This is a genomic window from Paraburkholderia aspalathi (assembly GCF_900116445.1).
Taxonomy (GTDB): Bacteria; Pseudomonadota; Gammaproteobacteria; order Burkholderiales; family Burkholderiaceae; genus Paraburkholderia; species Paraburkholderia aspalathi.
The window spans coordinates 16,019-32,208 of record NZ_FPBH01000036.1; the positions used below are offsets into that span (position 1 = coordinate 16,019).

General features: G+C 60.2%; 15 protein-coding genes. 11 read left to right on the plus strand and 4 right to left on the minus strand.

The window, feature by feature from the left end:
* Positions 1-78: 78 nt before the first annotated feature.
* Complete coding sequence (locus BM438_RS37265) at positions 79-630, minus strand: cupin domain-containing protein (RefSeq protein ID WP_054042828.1); 552 nt, start codon at positions 628-630, stop codon at positions 79-81.
* 434 nt (positions 631-1,064) lie between these two features.
* Here BM438_RS37265 and BM438_RS37270 point away from each other — a divergent pair, with 434 nt between their 5' ends.
* The 11 genes from BM438_RS37270 to BM438_RS37320 all read left to right on the plus strand — a co-directional run bounded on the left by BM438_RS37270 (position 1,065) and on the right by BM438_RS37320 (position 13,963).
* Positions 1,065-1,268: a hypothetical protein gene (locus tag BM438_RS37270; protein WP_035516723.1), complete on the plus strand. Its 204-nt coding sequence runs from the start codon at positions 1,065-1,067 to the stop codon at positions 1,266-1,268.
* Positions 1,269-1,575: 307 nt separating this feature from the next.
* Positions 1,576-2,370, plus strand: coding sequence for a gamma-glutamyl-gamma-aminobutyrate hydrolase family protein (locus BM438_RS37275; RefSeq protein WP_093645068.1), 795 nt, complete (start codon positions 1,576-1,578; stop codon positions 2,368-2,370).
* A 32-nt stretch (positions 2,371-2,402) separates the two neighbouring features.
* Positions 2,403-3,737 (plus strand): glutamine synthetase family protein, encoded by a 1,335-nt coding sequence (locus tag BM438_RS37280; RefSeq protein ID WP_093645070.1) that lies wholly within the window; start codon positions 2,403-2,405, stop codon positions 3,735-3,737.
* Positions 3,738-3,786: 49 nt separating this feature from the next.
* A complete protein-coding gene (locus BM438_RS37285; RefSeq protein ID WP_093645072.1) occupies positions 3,787-5,226 on the plus strand; it encodes an aspartate aminotransferase family protein in 1,440 nt (479 codons plus the stop codon).
* Between the two features lie 73 nt (positions 5,227-5,299).
* Entirely contained in the window at positions 5,300-6,421 is a 1,122-nt protein-coding gene (locus tag BM438_RS37290; RefSeq protein WP_093645074.1) for a polyamine ABC transporter substrate-binding protein, read from the plus strand.
* A 207-nt stretch (positions 6,422-6,628) separates the two neighbouring features.
* A complete protein-coding gene (locus BM438_RS37295; RefSeq protein ID WP_372450133.1) occupies positions 6,629-7,792 on the plus strand; it encodes an ABC transporter ATP-binding protein in 1,164 nt (387 codons plus the stop codon).
* Positions 7,789-8,760 carry an ABC transporter permease subunit gene (locus BM438_RS37300; protein ID WP_093645076.1) on the plus strand — a complete coding sequence of 324 codons (972 nt, stop codon included), beginning with the start codon at positions 7,789-7,791 and terminating at the stop codon, positions 8,758-8,760. Before BM438_RS37295 ends, BM438_RS37300 begins: the two co-directional genes overlap by 4 nt.
* Positions 8,757-9,668 carry an ABC transporter permease subunit gene (locus BM438_RS37305; protein WP_093645078.1) on the plus strand — a complete coding sequence of 304 codons (912 nt, stop codon included), beginning with the start codon at positions 8,757-8,759 and terminating at the stop codon, positions 9,666-9,668. The genes BM438_RS37300 and BM438_RS37305 overlap by 4 nt, the downstream gene beginning before the upstream one ends.
* A 38-nt stretch (positions 9,669-9,706) precedes the next feature.
* Positions 9,707-11,275 carry a DUF3138 family protein gene (locus tag BM438_RS37310; RefSeq protein WP_093645080.1) on the plus strand — a complete coding sequence of 523 codons (1,569 nt, stop codon included), beginning with the start codon at positions 9,707-9,709 and terminating at the stop codon, positions 11,273-11,275.
* 73 nt (positions 11,276-11,348) lie between these two features.
* On the plus strand, positions 11,349-12,641 hold the full coding sequence (locus BM438_RS37315; RefSeq protein ID WP_093645082.1) for an NAD(P)/FAD-dependent oxidoreductase: 1,293 nt from the start codon (positions 11,349-11,351) through the stop codon (positions 12,639-12,641).
* Entirely contained in the window at positions 12,641-13,963 is a 1,323-nt protein-coding gene (locus tag BM438_RS37320; RefSeq protein ID WP_093645084.1) for an NAD(P)/FAD-dependent oxidoreductase, read from the plus strand. The genes BM438_RS37315 and BM438_RS37320 overlap by 1 nt, the downstream gene beginning before the upstream one ends.
* A 63-nt stretch (positions 13,964-14,026) precedes the next feature.
* On the opposite strand, the gene BM438_RS37325 is transcribed toward BM438_RS37320, so the two are convergent.
* The 3 genes from BM438_RS37325 to BM438_RS37335 all read right to left on the minus strand — a co-directional run bounded on the left by BM438_RS37325 (position 14,027) and on the right by BM438_RS37335 (position 16,118).
* On the minus strand, positions 14,027-14,521 hold the full coding sequence (locus BM438_RS37325; RefSeq protein ID WP_093645086.1) for an Lrp/AsnC family transcriptional regulator: 495 nt from the start codon (positions 14,519-14,521) through the stop codon (positions 14,027-14,029).
* Positions 14,522-14,562: 41 nt separating this feature from the next.
* Entirely contained in the window at positions 14,563-15,288 is a 726-nt protein-coding gene (locus BM438_RS37330; protein ID WP_054042818.1) for a haloacid dehalogenase type II, read from the minus strand.
* Positions 15,289-15,392: 104 nt separating this feature from the next.
* Positions 15,393-16,118 carry a haloacid dehalogenase type II gene (locus BM438_RS37335; protein ID WP_093645089.1) on the minus strand — a complete coding sequence of 242 codons (726 nt, stop codon included), beginning with the start codon at positions 16,116-16,118 and terminating at the stop codon, positions 15,393-15,395.
* Positions 16,119-16,190 lie beyond the last annotated feature (72 nt).

Consider the following 16,190-nt stretch of genomic DNA (forward strand, 5'->3'; position numbering starts at 1 on the left):
AATGTTATGCGCTCGACGCACGCCGGCTCCGACTTCAAGCGGCCTGGAACTGCGTCGCGGCGCGTTGGCGCGGAGTCTTTAGAACGTGGGCGGCGAATTGGCCGACACGATCTCGCAGAGATGCTCCGCGCTGGGATTGCGAAAACGATGCGGAAGACGGCTTTCGAAGTAATAGCTGTCACCAGGGTCGAGCAGCCACGTCACGCCATCTACTGTCAGTTCGATCTGACCGCTGACCACCACCCCGCCCTCGTGCCCTTCGTGCTCCAGCATTTCCGGCCCGGTATCCGAGAGCGGCTGATAGACCTCGCGCAGAATGCCCATGTTGCGGTCTTTCACACTGGAGCCGGCGAGATAGAACTCGATCGACTCATTGCCGAGATTCGGCATGTCGGCGCGGCGCGACACAACCGAGCGCTCCACCTCCACTTCAAAAGTGAAGAACTCGGCAAGACTCATCGGTATGCACTCAAGCAGTTTCTTCAGCGATCCAACCGACGGACTCACCCGGTTCTGTTCGATCAGCGAGATCGTGCCGTTGGTCACCCCCGCCCGTTTCGCCAGCTCGCGCTGGGACAGACCATTCTTCTTACGGATGTACTGCAGGCGGGTCGCAACTTCTATGGACATCGCTAGGTTCTCTGACATGGGAGACGATCGGGCGCGTGGACTCGGGCAACGTGTGCCCGCGAGTGTTGAATATTCTAATCACTTTAATCGTTGCGCCGCTGGGGAAAACCCTGAAAGGATTCCGAAATATGATTTGCGCAACGAATGTTCCCAATGACCCGGATTCCAGGGACACCCTCGGGAAAGCCCTGATAAATCTTTTATAAAAATGATTTGACGGCATTATTGGCTCGTATACGATGGTTCTCAGGCGATCGTCATGCCGACGTCACGAAACACGAACGTGTGTTTCTGACGCAGCGAACCCGGTTCGCAACGGTCAGAGACGGTCATCCCAGCGTCATGTTTCTTTAAACGCCCTGTGCGTTTTTCGAGCAAGCGTTCAATACTTTCAACGTCGCTAGTCGAGTGTAATCGTGAGAGTCCGAGGCCCTTTGGTGAGATGGAATCGAAGTCAGGCGAGTTGTCCTCGCGCTGACGGCGCCATCGCCGACGGCAGCAACGGCAGCCTTGCGTTCCGCCGCTTCCTGTCCGTCTTCACGATCCTGTCCCGCCGTTCAGTTCGACGTCACAACTCCATCTCCGCGCGCGCCTTCATTGCTGTGCGCACGGACGAAGTCGCCTCGCTGCTGCCGTAGCGCCTCCCCCTTTTCCGTCGTTCGATTCGTCCGTTTGCGTGAACGCGCTCTCTTGAGCCATGCGTTTGTGCGTGTGCGGTGCCGTCTGCCGCCTATGCACTTCATGCGGATCAGATTAGTTAGTTGCGCACCGCAACGGGCCGAATCGAACGACACATCTAATTACCACGCGCGGCGCGTCCCGCTGACGACGACCGCCTGCACTACCCGGTGGCCTGACGCCTTGCGTCCGGCTGCGGAATGTTGCCGCGCCGTGTTTAACGTTGTTCATGCCGCGTCCCGCGGGGAACATACACGTCTATCTGATATGCGAAACAAACCTCTCGTCGGCATCAGCGCCGACAGAACGATGATGGGAGTCCACCCGTCGCACGTCACCGGCGAGAAGTACATCGCCGCGATCGTGGACGGCTCGCAGGCACTGGCCATGTTGCTGCCGGCGCTCGGCGAGCGTCAGTCCACCGAGGACGTGCTGGCTACTGTCGACGGCTTACTGTTCACCGGCAGCTATTCGAATGTCGAGCCGCACCGCTACGGCGGCCATCCCAGCGCGCCGGGCACGCTGCACGACGCCGCACGCGATGCGACGACGCTGCCGCTGCTGCGCGCCGCGATCGCCGCAGGCGTGCCGGTGCTGGCGGTATGCCGGGGCTTTCAGGAAATGAACGTGGTGTTCGGTGGGACGTTGCATCAAAGCGTTCACGCGGTGGCCGGGTTGAACGACCATCGCGAGAACAAGGAAGACGACCTCGACGTGCAATACGCACCGTCGCATTCGATCACGCTGGCGCAGGGCGGCTTGTTGCAGCGCCTCGCGGGCGGCACGAATGAAGCGCGTGTGAATTCATTGCACGGTCAGGGCGTCGAGCGGCTGGGCGTGGGTCTGGTGGCAGAAGCCACCGCGCCGGACGGATTGATCGAAGCGGTGAGCGTGAAAGATGCGCGTGCCTTCGCGCTGGGTGTGCAGTGGCACCCGGAATGGAAGCATGCCAACGACGCGCTTTCCACCGCGATCTTCCGTGCCTTCGGCGAAGCCTGCCGCGATCGAATGCGCACCAAGGCCGGCTATGGCGCGGCATCCGCCGCTGCCACGCATGCCTGAGCCGGTCGCGCACCAAAACTGAGAGAATAACCATGCATGAAATCGACGACTTCCTGAAGAAGAACCGCGTCACCGAAATCGAAGCGATCATTCCGGATATGGCCGGGATCGCACGCGGCAAGATCATTCCGCGCAGCAAGTTCGAATCCGGCGAATCCATGCGCTTGCCGCAGGCGGTGATGATCCAGACCGTCACAGGGGACTATCCGGAAGACGGCACGCTCACCGGCGTCACCGACCCGGACATGGTCTGCGTTCCCGACGCCAGCACCATCCGCATGATTCCGTGGGCCGTCGATCCGACCGCCCAGGTGATCCACGATTGCGTTCACTTCGACGGCACGCCCGTCGCCATCTCGCCGCGCCGTGTGCTGCGCCGCGTGCTGGAACTGTATAAGGCCAAGGGCTGGAAGCCGGTCATCGCGCCGGAACTCGAGTTCTACCTGGTCGACATGAACAAGGACCCCGACCTGCCGCTGCAACCGCCGATCGGCCGTACGGGCCGTCCGGAGACCGGCCGTCAGGCGTACTCGATCGAAGCCGTCAACGAATTCGATCCGCTGTTCGAAGACATCTATGAATACTGCGAAGTCCAGGAACTGGAAGTTGACACGCTGATTCACGAAGTCGGCGCCGCGCAGATGGAAATCAACTTCATGCACGGCGATCCGCTGAAACTCGCCGACAGCGTGTTCCTGTTCAAGCGCACGGTGCGTGAGGCCGCGCTGCGTCACAAGATGTACGCGACTTTCATGGCCAAGCCGATGGAAGGCGAACCGGGCTCGGCGATGCACATGCACCAGAGTCTCGTGGACGAAGAAACTGGCCACAACCTGTTCACCGGTCCGGACGGCAAGCCCACCACGCTTTTCACGGGCTATATCGCGGGCCTGCAGAAATACACGCCGGCACTGATGCCGATTTTCGCGCCGTACATCAACTCGTATCGCCGCCTGTCGCGTTTCATGGCTGCGCCGATCAACGTGGCATGGGGTTACGACAACCGCACGGTGGGTTTCCGGATTCCGCATTCGGGCCCGGCTGCGCGGCGCATCGAAAACCGCATTCCGGGCGTGGACTGCAACCCGTATCTGGCGATTGCCGCAACGCTCGCGGCCGGCTATCTCGGCATGACGCAAAACCTCGAAGCCACTGAGCCGCTGCTCAGCGACGGTTACGAATTGCCGTACCAGTTGCCGCGCAACCTTGAAGAAGGTTTGACGCTGATGGGCGCTTGCGAGCCGATCGCCGAAGTACTCGGCGAGAAATTCGTCAAAGCCTACCTCGCACTGAAAGAAACCGAATATGAAGCGTTTTTCCGCGTGATCAGTTCGTGGGAACGCCGGCATTTGCTGCTGCACGTCTAAGATCTATTTCAACGACGTCGCCCGCAAACGCAAAAAAATTGGAGGCAGTATGAGCTACAGAACAGATGAAGTCGCTTACGTGCAGCCGGCCCAACCCGCCGCTAGCGCACAAGCCGCACAACAGAAACGCAGCACCGCCGAATACCGCGCGCTCGACGCCGCGCACCACATCCATCCGTTTTCGGATATGGGTTCGCTCAATCGCAGCGGCAGCCGCGTGATCGTCAAGGCACAGGGCGTGTACCTGTGGGACTCGGACGACAACAAGATCATCGACGGCATGGCCGGTTTGTGGTGCGTGAATGTCGGTTATGGCCGCAAGGAACTGGCCGACGCAGCGTACCGTCAGATGCAGGAACTGCCCTTCTACAACACCTTCTTCAAGACGACGCACCCGCCGGTGATCGAACTGTCGGCCCTGCTCGCCGAGCTGGCGCCGGAACCGTTCAACCACTTCTTCTATTGCAACAGCGGCTCGGAAGGCAACGACACCGTGCTGCGCATCGTTCACCAATACTGGGCGACGCAAGGCAAGCACTCGAAGAAGTTCGTCATCTCGCGCAAGAACGGCTATCACGGTTCGACGATCGCGGGCGGCACACTGGGCGGCATGGGCTACATGCACGAACAGATGCCCTCGAAGGTCGAGAACATCGTGCACATCGACCAACCGTATTTCTTCGGCGAAGCAGAAGGCAATCTGACGCCGGAAGAATTCGCTCTGGCCCGCGCGCAGCAACTCGAAGCCAAGATTCTCGAAATCGGCGCGGACAACGTGGCCGCCTTTATCGGTGAGCCTTTCCAGGGAGCGGGCGGCGTGATTTTCCCGGCTTCAACGTATTGGCCGGAAATCCAGCGCATCTGCCGCAAGTACGACATCCTGCTGGTCGCCGACGAAGTGATCGGCGGCTTCGGCCGGACCGGCGAATGGTTCGCGCATCAGCACTTCGGTTTCGAGCCGGATCTGATCACGCTGGCCAAGGGCCTGACGAGCGGCTATGTGCCGATGGGCGCGGTCGGTCTGCACGATCGCGTGGCCAAGGCGATCATCGAAAATGGCGACTTCAATCACGGCCTCACCTACTCCGGCCACCCGGTGGCCGCAGCAGTAGCGGTAGCCAATCTGAAACTGCTGCGCGACGACAAGATCGTCGAGCGCGTCAAGACCGACACGGGTCCGTACTTCCAGAAGAAGCTGCGCGACACCTTTGCCAATCACCCGATCATCGGTGAAATCTCCGGCGCGGGTCTGGTCGCCGGTCTGCAACTCGCAGAAGACCCGAAAGCACGCAAGCGTTTTGCTAATGGTGGAGAAGTCGGCACGATCTGCCGCGACTTCTGCTTCAACGGCAACCTGATCATGCGCGCCACCGGCGACCGGATGCTGCTGTCGCCGCCGCTCGTGATCAACAAGCTGGAAATCGACGAGATCGTTGCGAAGGCCAAATACGCCATCGACGCGACCGCACAACAACTCGGAATTTCGTAACGGCAGTTCGTTCCGGCATGGGCACACCCACGATACGCGCTCATGCCGGTTCTTCACATCAAGGGAAAAAACCATGAGCGTTTGTCATCTTCGTCATGCGGTCGCGGGGGCCGCGCTTCTCGCCTTCACGGGTTTTGCGGCGTTGTCGGTTACGCCGGCCCTTGCGGCCGACACGGAACTGAATGTGTACAACTGGTCGGACTACATCGCGAAGGACACGATTCCAAACTTCGAGAAGCAGGACGGCATCAAGGTCAAGTACGACAACTACGATAGCGACGATACCTTGCAGGCCAAACTGCTCGCGGGCAGTTCCGGTTACGACATCGTGGTGCCGACGTCGAACTACATGGCCAAGCAGATCCAGGCCGGCGTGTATCAGAAGCTCGACAAGTCGAAGCTGCCGAATCTGTCGAACCTCGACCCCGTGTTGATGAAGATGATTTCCGACGCCGATCCGGGCAACCAGTACGGCGTGCCCTGGGCTTACGGTACCGACGGTATCGGCTACAACGTCCAGGCCGTGCAGAAGGCACTCGGCGCCAATGCGCCGGTGGACAGCTGGGCCCTCGTGTTCGACCCGGCCAATCTGTCGAAGCTGAAAGGCTGCGGCGTGTCGTTCCTCGACCAGGCAGTCGACGTGTTCGCCGCAACGCTGCAATACATGCATAAGGATCCGAACAGCACAAACCCCGCCGACTATCAGGCCGCGTTCGAAGTGCTGAAGAAAGTCCGCCCGTACATCACCCAATTCAATTCGTCCGGCTACATCAACGACCTCGCTAACAACGACATCTGCGTCGCGGTGGCATGGTCCGGCGACGTCGGCATCGCCAGCCGCCGTACCGCGGAAGCCAAGCGTTCGTATCAGGTGAAATTCTCGAACGTCAAGGAAGGCGGTCTGCTGTGGTTCGACGTGATGGTGATCCCGAAAGACGCACCGCATCCCGAAGCCGCGCTGAAGTGGATCAACTACATCGAAGATCCGAAGGTCAACGCAGCGATTACCAATGAAGTGTTCTACCCGACCGCGAACAAGGCCGCGCGCCAGTTCGTCGTTCCGGGTGTCGCACAGGACACGACCGTTTATCCGGGCGATGAAGTGTTGAGCAAAATGACACTGATGAAACCGATGCCCACCGACATTCTGCGCCTTGAAAATCGACTTTGGGCGCAGCTTAAAACCGGCCATTGATTAAGCCAATCTAAAAAGAATCGATCCCGCGCTCAGGGATCGCTTGAACCCTGAGCGCATGAATGGCAGTAACGGTAGTCAGCCTGCGTGCTTAAGTCCCATCTGTGCGCAGTCCCATGTTTTCCGATCGCAGCGCATCTTGCGAGCCGCTTTCAGCGACTCGTATGGAGACACTTGCGCTCGCGATCCGCAAGGAATGGTTACATCATGAACTCGACGACACAAAACAGCGTAGCCGGCGCCACCCAGATGGCCCGCCCCGCACCGACGACAAAATCGAAATCGGACGAATTCGTTCGCATCGAAAATGTCGTGAAGAAATTCGGCGACAGTACTGCTGTCGACAACGTCAATCTGAGCATTGCGAAGAATGAATTGTTCGCGCTGCTCGGCAGCTCCGGCTGCGGCAAGTCCACACTCCTGCGCATGCTCGCGGGGCTCGAGTCGGTCACCTCCGGCCGCATTTTCGTCGACGGCGAAGACCTCGCCGCGATGCCGCCGTACAAGCGGCCCGTCAACATGATGTTCCAGTCATATGCGCTGTTCCCGCACATGAGCGTCGAAGCGAATATCGCGTTCGGCCTCAAGCAGGAAGGCACGCCCAAGAACGAGATCAAGGAACGCGTTGCCGACGCGCTGAATCTCGTGCAGATGAGCAAATACGCGCAACGCAAGCCGCACCAGTTGTCCGGCGGACAGCAGCAGCGTGTGGCGCTGGCCCGCTCGCTCGTCAAGCGCCCCAAGCTGCTGCTGCTCGACGAGCCGATGTCGGCGCTCGACAAGAAGATCCGTCAGAAGACCCAGCTCGAACTGGTGAACATCATCGAGAAGGTCGACGTGACCTGCGTGATGGTGACTCACGATCAGGAAGAAGCCATGACGATGGCCGGGCGCCTCGCCGTGATGAGCGAAGGCCGTATCGTGCAGATCGGCTCGCCCAGCCAGGTGTACGAATTTCCGAATAGCCGCTTCTCGGCCGAGTTCATCGGCTCGACCAACCTGTTCGAAGGCACCGTGGTCGCGGATGAACCTGACCACATCTTCGTGGAAAGCGAAGACCTCGAATCGCGCATCTACGTGAGCCACGGCATTACCGGCCCGCTTGGCATGCCGGTGGGCATCTCGGTGCGTCCGGAACGCGTGAAAGTCTCGCTCGACAAGCCCTCGACGCCGCACAACTGGGCGCGCGGCGTGGTCTCGGACGTCGCGTACATGGGCAGCTATTCGCTCTATCACGTGCGCCTGCCGAGCGGCAAGACGGTCGTGTCGAATCTCTCCAGCTCGCACCTCATGAGCGAAGGTGCGCCGTCCTATAACGACGACGTGTTCGTCTACTGGTCGCCGGCTAGCGGCGTGGTGCTGACGCAATGAGCAATCCCACTACCTCCCCCGCGGCGCTCGGCGCGCCGTCCGGCAGCCGTTTGCTCGGCTCGCTGAAAAAACGCCTCTCGATGCTGGTGCCCTCGGGCCGCACGACCGTGATCGGTGTGCCGTTCATGTGGCTCTTCGTGTTCTTCGCGTTGCCGTTCGTGCTGGTGCTGAAAATCAGCTTCGCCGATCTGCGCCTGGGCATTCCGCCGTACACGGATCTCGTGACGGTCAAGGACGGCATGGTGCACTTCGCCATGCAGCTGAGCCACTACGCGTTCCTGCTGCAGGACGATCTGTACGTCGCCACGTACATCAGCTCGCTGAAGATGGCCGCAATCTCGACCTTCTTCTGCCTGTTGATCGGTTACCCGATTGCGTACTACATCGCGCGTTCCGAGCCGACCAAACGCAACCTGCTGATGATGGGCGTGATGCTGCCGTTCTGGACGTCGTTCCTGATCCGCGTCTATGCGTGGATCGGCATCCTGAAGGACGACGGCCTGCTCAATCACACGCTGATGGCCATCGGCATGATTCATTCGCCGTTGCGCCTCTACCACACGGATATTGGCGTCTATATCGGCATGGTTTATTCGTATCTGCCGTTCATGGTGATGCCGCTGTATGCGCACCTGGTGAAGATGGATCTGACGCTGCTCGAAGCGGCCTACGACCTCGGTTGCAAACCGTGGACCGCGTTCACGCGCATCACCTTGCCGCTGTCGAAGAACGGCATTATCGCCGGCAGCCTGCTGGTGTTTATTCCGGCGGTCGGCGAGTACGTGATTCCTGAACTGCTTGGCGGCGCCGATACGCTGATGATCGGCCGCGTGATGTGGGATGAATTCTTCAACGATATGGACTGGCCGATGGCATCCGCTGTCACCGTCGCCATGGTTCTACTGCTGCTCGTGCCGATGGCCGTGTTCCAGTACTACCAGGTCAAGGAACTGGAGGGCGCGAAATGATCAAGCCAAATAGAACGCTTTCCAATAGCGTACTGACGTTCGGGTTTCTGTTTCTGTATATCCCGATCATCAGCCTGGTGGTGTATTCGTTCAACGAGTCGAAGCTCGTTACGGTCTGGTCCGGCTTTTCGCTCAAATGGTATGGCGCATTGCTGCAAGACGGCGAACTGCTCAGCGCAGCATGGCTGTCGCTGAAAATCGGTCTGCTGACCGCGTGTGCATCGGTGGTGATCGGTACGTGGGCCGGCTTCGTGCTGGCCCGCTTCGGACGCTTTCGCGGCTTCACGCTGTTCGCCGGCATGATCAACGCGCCGCTCGTGATTCCTGAAGTGATTCAGGGCATCTCGCTGCTGCTGCTGTTCGTCGCACTCGAACAGATGCTCGGCTGGCCGAAGGGCCGTGGCCTCTTCACGATCTGGATCGGCCACGTGATGCTGTGCGTGTCGTATGTGGCCATCATCGTGCAATCGCGGGTGAAGGAGCTCAACAAGTCGCTCGAAGAAGCCGCACTCGATCTCGGCGCAACGCCCTTCAAGGTGTTCTTCCTGATCACGCTGCCGCTGATCTCGCAGGCTCTGATGTCCGGCTGGCTGCTGTCGTTCACGCTGTCTTTCGACGATCTCGTGCTCTCCGCGTTCCTCTCCGGTCCCGGTTCGACCACGCTGCCGCTCGTCGTGTTCTCACGTGTTCGTCTTGGCCTGAATCCGGAAATGAACGCGCTCGCCACGATCTTCATCACCACGGTGACGATCGGCGTGATCGCCGTGAACCGCTGGATGCAGGTACGTGAGCGCAAGCGCAACCGCGACATGCAGATGGCGTTCGCACTCGCCGAAGCCGCCGACCCGTTACCGTCAGCACCACAACAAGCCGTCGTACGAAAGTCGCTCGATACGGCACGCGCATAAGAAGTCCTTTTGCAATACGACCAATAAGGAGAATTTGCATGAGAAAGAAGCTCATCTGTCTGTTGGTGGCGGGGAGTTTGCCAGGCTTTGCCATGGCAGACGCCACCAGCGACCAGATCAAGGCGCTACAGGCCCAGCTCAACGCACTGCAAAAGGAGGTGAAGCAGTTGCGTTCCGAGGTAGCGTCCAAACCGAAAGCGGCGGCAGCAGCCACCGCGGCGCCGGCTCCGGCTGTGGTGGCGGCGCCGGTCGACATCTCCTCGCCGGACTACGGCAAGGCCCAGGCGACGCTGACCAACGACCAGGTCGATTCGATGAAGCAGCAGATCGCCAATCAGCAGTTGAAGGTCGACTCGCTGGTGGACGCGGCGAACACGGGGCCGATCGCCGGCTTGTCGGTGACGGGCTATATCGATCCGACCTACATGTATAACCGCGCGCAGAGCAGCTCGTCGTTCCTGTTCGCGAACCATGAAAGTAGCTACAACTACTTCAACAGCACGTTCGGCGATCTGTACTTAGACATCAAGAAGACCTTCGGTGTCGGCCCGATGGCGCCGTCGGCCGAAATCACCTTGATGCCGAACCGCGGCAACGGCATTACCCTGCTCTCGAACGAGCACGGCGATATCGGCAACAACATCCTGAACACGGCCGTGGTCAATGTGCCGTTGACGGCGACCACGACCCTCGTGGCCGGTTTGATTCCGAGCTTCGGCGGCTATGAAGTGCAGCAATCGAACCAGATGCTGACGCTCACGCACAACCTGTTGTACGACTTCTCGGATCCGGGCAGCTACATCGGTATCGGCGCGAACTATGCGACGGGTAACTGGGCGTGGAAGTTCTTCCTCGGCAACGAACAGTACCGCACGTTTGGCGCGACGACGCAGGTCGGCACCAATGCGCTGGGCGATCCGATCACGACCAGCAACAAGATCCCGACCCTCACGGGACGAGTCGACTACACGTGGTCGAGCGCACTGGATGTGGGTGGCTCGTTCAACATCGGCCGTCAGACGCTGCCTAGCGCGATCGATAGCAACGGTGTAGTCAGCTACGGCGTAGGCGGTCAGGCGCCGAGCTCGGGCGGTACGTTCTTCTTCACCGAAGCCGACCTGACCTACACGCTGGCTGATGTGCAGTACAACGCCGAACTCGACTACGGTCAGCAGCAGAACGCCGCGTTCAACGGCGGCCAGGCACAGTGGTACGGCCTCTCGCTGCTCGCGCACCGCAAGTTCTCGCTGCCGGTGGTGGGCCGTATGGGCGTGACCGCCCGTTACGACCTGCTCGTCGACAGCAAGAATGGCGGCGGCGGTGGTGGCATCGCGTTGAATTCGAACGGCATGGACACTGCCGACGGCTTCGGTATCGGCGCGGACTGCCTCGCCAATTCGAAGGCGAACGGCGGTCTCGGCTTCGAGTGCAAGGGCGCAACCCGCCAGGACGTTTCGCTCGATCTGTTGTTCTACCCGACCCAGCAGATCACGGTCAAGGTGGAATACCGCCACGACTGGGCGAACAAACAGGTGTTCCTGAAGAACGACGGCTCGTACGGCAAGTCCAACGACCTGCTCGCAACGCAGTTCATCTACTCGTTCTAAAACGACCCGCCTCATCGCGTGGCCCGGCTTTACCGCGGGCCACGCGCCAAGGCCTCTTCTGCATGCTCTGCCTATGCTCCGATTCTCAAACCAGCCTCACGTCGCCTCGTATTACGCAGCAACCGCCAACGACACCACCCGCCATCCCCCACTCGAAGAAACGCTCAACGTCGACGTCTGCGTGATCGGCGCCGGACTCACTGGCATCTCGACTGCGTTGAACCTCGCCGAACGCGGTCACTCGGTCGCGGTGCTCGAAGCATCGAAAGTCGGATGGGCCGCGAGCGGCCGCAATGGTGGCCAGTTGATCGGCGGCTTTGCCTGCGATATCGATACATTCGCGAAGTTCATGCCCGCGAATGACGTGAAGCGTGTTTGGGACATGGGGCTCGAAACCCTGGATATCGTCAAGGAACGCGTCGCGAAGCATCAGATCGACTGCGACCTGACCATTGGTTACCTGACCGCGGCGAACAAGCCGCGCGATACGGATGCGCTGCAAAAATGGCGTGACGAAGCGCAACGGCGCTTCGGCTATGACCGTTTCAGTTATGTCGACGCCGATGGCGTCGGCAACTATGTTCAATCGCAGCGCTATCTCGGCGGATTGTTCGATGCGGACAGCGGCCATCTGCATCCGCTGAATTACACGCTCGGTCTGGCGCGCGCTGCGCGCGAAGCAGGCGTACGGATTTTCGAAGACAGCTGCGTCACCGCGTTGCGCCAGGAAAACGGCCGGCATGTGGCCGAAACCGCGCGTGGCAAGGTCAATGCGCAATTCGTCGTGCTCGCCTGCAATACCTATCTCGGCCAACTCGCACCGGATCTTGCCAGCAAGATCATGCCGGTCGGCACCTACGTGATCGCCACCGAACCGCTCGACCCCGATCGCGCCGAAGCGCTGATGCCGGCGAAAGCGGCCGTCTGCGACAGCCGCTTCGTGCTGGACTATTTCCGCCCTGCCCCCGACAATCGTTTGTTGTGGGGCGGCAAAGTCAGCTATTCGACCTTCGCGCCGCGCAATCTCGGTGAAGCAATGCGCCGCGATATGTTGAAGACTTTCCCGCAGCTCGACGATGTCAAAATCGACTATGCGTGGGGCGGCTTCGTCGACATCACAATGAATCGCGCACCGCATTTCGGCCGGCTATCGCCTACCGTGTATTTCGCGCAGGGTTTCTCCGGTCACGGCGTGAACACTACCGGGCTCGCGGGCAAGCTGATCGCCGAAGCGATCGACGGTCAGGCGTCGCGCTTTGATCTGTTCGGCAAGATTCGCCACCGCGACTTCCCCGGCGGCGCTACACTGCGCACCCCCGCCCTCGTGCTTGCGATGGCCTGGTATCGAATGAAGGACCTGCTTTGATGAATACACCGACTCCTGGCTTCAACACCCTCGACCACCGCGCGGATGCGCTGATCGCCAACTCCTACTACGAGGCGAGCGCCACGCGTCCGCCGGCCGACGATCCGATGCTCGACGGCACCTTGGAGGCCGACGTCTGCGTGATCGGCGCGGGCTTCTCCGGTTTGTCGGTGGCGTTGGAATGCCGGGCGCGCGGATTGTCGGTGGTGGTGCTCGATGCGCATCGTCCCGGTTGGGGCGCGTCGGGCCGCAACGGCGGGCAGACCTTGGTGGGTTTCGCGAAAGACGAGATCATCGAACGGCAACTCGGACTCGACGGCGCACGCGCCGCGTGGGCGATGTCGGTGGAAGGCGTGGCTCTGGTGCGCGAGCGCATTGAACGCTACGGCATTGATTGCGATTTCACCGCCGGCTATCTGACGGTGGCCACCAAACCGAAACGCGTGCCGGATTTGCGTTCGTGGATGGAATCGGCGTCGCAACGCTGGGGCTATACGAAACTCTCGTGGCTCGATACCGATGAAGTGCGTTCACGTGTCGCTTCGAGACGTTATCTGGCGGGCGTCTACGATCCGTTTTCCGGTCATCTGCATCCGCTCAAATACTGCCTCGGTCTCGCCGATGCGGCACGTCGCGAAGGCGCGCAACTGTTTGCGCATTCGCCGGCAATCGAAGTCGTGCGTGGTGCACGGCCTGTCGTGCGGACCGCTAATGGCGAGGTACGCTGCCGCTTCGTCGCGGCATGCGGCAATGCCACGATCGGTGATGTCTTGCCGGCGCCGGTGGCCGCGCGCATCGCGCCGATTGCCTCTTACATTGTCGCCACGGAGCCGCTCGGTCAGGCACGCGCGGACGCACTGATCAAAGGACGTGAGGCGATTTGCGACAACAACTTCTTCCTCGATTACTTCCGTCTGTCGGCTGATCACCGCGTGCTGTTCGGTGGCCGCGCGAGTTCGACCGGCGCGTCGCCCGTGCAACTCGGCGAGGAAATCCGCAAGCGCATGATCGGCGTGTTCCCGCAGCTAGGCGATGTGCGAATCGACTATGCGTGGGGTGGTTTCGTCGACGTGACGCGCAATCGTGCGCCCGATTTCGGTTCGATCGATCCGAACTACTTCTACGTGCAGGGGTTTTCAGGTCACGGCGTGGCGTTGACCGGGATTGCCGGGCGCGTGATTGCGAAAGCTATGGCCGGTGAGACCGCGGCCTTCGATCTGTTCGCGCAACTGCGGCACGCACGCTTTCCGGGCGGCCCGGCATTACGTGGGCCGGCGCTGGAACTCGGGATGATGTATCACCGGATTCTGGAGTTGTTCTAGGCAGGCTTTCGAGCTTTAAGACGTGAGATCGGCCAGTGCTCCAACCACGATAATTGCGTAGCTTCAGTCATCATCTGTCAGCAACTTGTCGAGAGGCACTCCGTGCTTGACGAACGGCGAACGGATCACGATGTAACTGAAATACTTCTCGATGCCGAGATTGCGGTCGAGCAGGCGTTCGATCACTTCCTGGTAGTGACCGATGTCCTTGACGACGAACTTGAGCAGGTAGTCGTACCCGCCGCTCACCAGGTGACATTCGGTAATTTCGTCGAGATCGCGCACGTTCGCCTCGAAACGGACAAAGTCCTCGCGCCGATGGTCATGCAGCATGATTTCCGTGAACACTGACACGATGCTGGTCACTTTCGCGACATTCACGTGCGCACCGTAGCCCGAAATCACACCGGCTGATTCAAGACGCCTGACGCGCTGCAGGCACGGGCTCGCAGAAAGACCGACCGCGGCGGCGAGATTCGCGTTGGTGATGTTGCCGTTCCTCTGCAATTCGGCGAGGATCTTGATGTCGATCCGGTCGAGTTTTGGTCGGTTGCTCATATCGTTCTGTTCTCGAATCGGCGGGCGAACCGGCTTTCCCGCTAAACGCGGGAAAGCTCCTCGTGATGCGCCTTGACGAACTGCGCCATGCTGGTGAACCTGAAATCGACAGAAGGCTCCGCGAATGTGCGCATCGTCGCGCCGAGCCCGCGCTGCTCGAAGCGCCGATGAATCCAGCATGAACGAATGTCTAACCGGTTGGCTGGCTCATGATCGTGGTACATGCTGTCCGCGACGTGCAGGATTTCGTCCTTGCGCACGCCGAGTGTCGACAGCACGTCGAGCATATATTCAAAATTGCGGCTCGACGGTTTGTAGCTTCCCACATCCTCAGCCGTGACAACGACGTCAAAGGGCACATGCAGCCTGGCGCGGCTGTATGTGAAATTCTCGTTATCCACGTTCGATATGATGACCAGCTTGAAGTACTTCTTCAAATACTGCAGCGTACTTGCCGAATCCGGGAAGGCAGGCCAATTGCGGACCGAACGACCATAGGCCTCCGCCTGCTCGCGCGTGTAACTGACGCCCCACTCCTCCGCTAGCCGCTTGTAGACCACCTCGAGCAGCCGGTTGTACGGCATGTCGGGCGTCGCGTTCTGCTGATATGACTCGTGGCGGGCGTGCGCTTCCAGCACCTGGTCGCGCGTCGATGGCGGGTCAAGCGATGAGACCAATGCTGACAGCCCCGCGACGATGCCCGATTCCCAGTCGATCAGGGTGCCATAGCAGTCGAACGTCAGGGCCTTAAAATCCGTCAGCCGCATGAAGGGCTCCTTAACTGGGGTGTTCCGGCTTGCGCGGAACGCGCCGCGCCCGCACCGGCGCGGCAAATCAAACCGGCACAAAGGCCGGTAAACCTATCGACTACTTACTTCTGCAGCAGCGCTTCCTGGTGAGCCTTCGCGAATTCGGCCATGCTGTTGAAGCGGAAGTTCACGGTGGGTTGCTCACCGGGGTTCATCGTTGCGCCGAAACCGGTTTGCGAATGGCGGCGATAGATCCAGCACGATGCAAGCCCGAACGCGTTCGCGGGCTTGTGGTCGTGGAACAGACTCTCGGCGGTGTGGAGGATCTTCTCCCTCCGGATGCCGCGCTCACCCAGCTTTTCCAGCATGTACTCGAAATTTCGCGGCGACGGTTTATAGGAGCCGACGTCTTCTGCGGTGATGATTGCGTCGAATTCGACCTGAAGCTTCGCGTTGCTGTACGTGAAGCTGTCATTGTCGATGTTCGACAGGATGACCAGCTTGTAGTGCTTCTTCAGATACTGCAGCGCGTTCGCCGAGTCCTCAAATGCCGGCCAATTGCGTATGGACTTGCCGTAGGCGAGGCACTCCTCGTACGTGAAAGGCACCTGCCATTCCTCGGCGAGTCGCTTGTACACGATCGGCAGCAGTTCCTGGTAACGCTTGGCCGGCGTGTAGGTCTGCTGCGACGACTCATGACGTGCGTGTGCTTCAAGAACCTGATCCCGCGTCAGCGGCGGGTCGACGCGTTCGAGCAGCGGACGCAAGCCCTCGAAAATACCCGTTTCCCAGTCGATGAGCGTGCCGTAGCAGTCGAAAGTCAGTGTATCGAAGTCGGTCAGTTTCACAGTAACGCCTCCAGTTGGTTGGTGAGCTAGACATAGTCTATTGGGCACGCCCAGCAACCGTTACTTATGTGG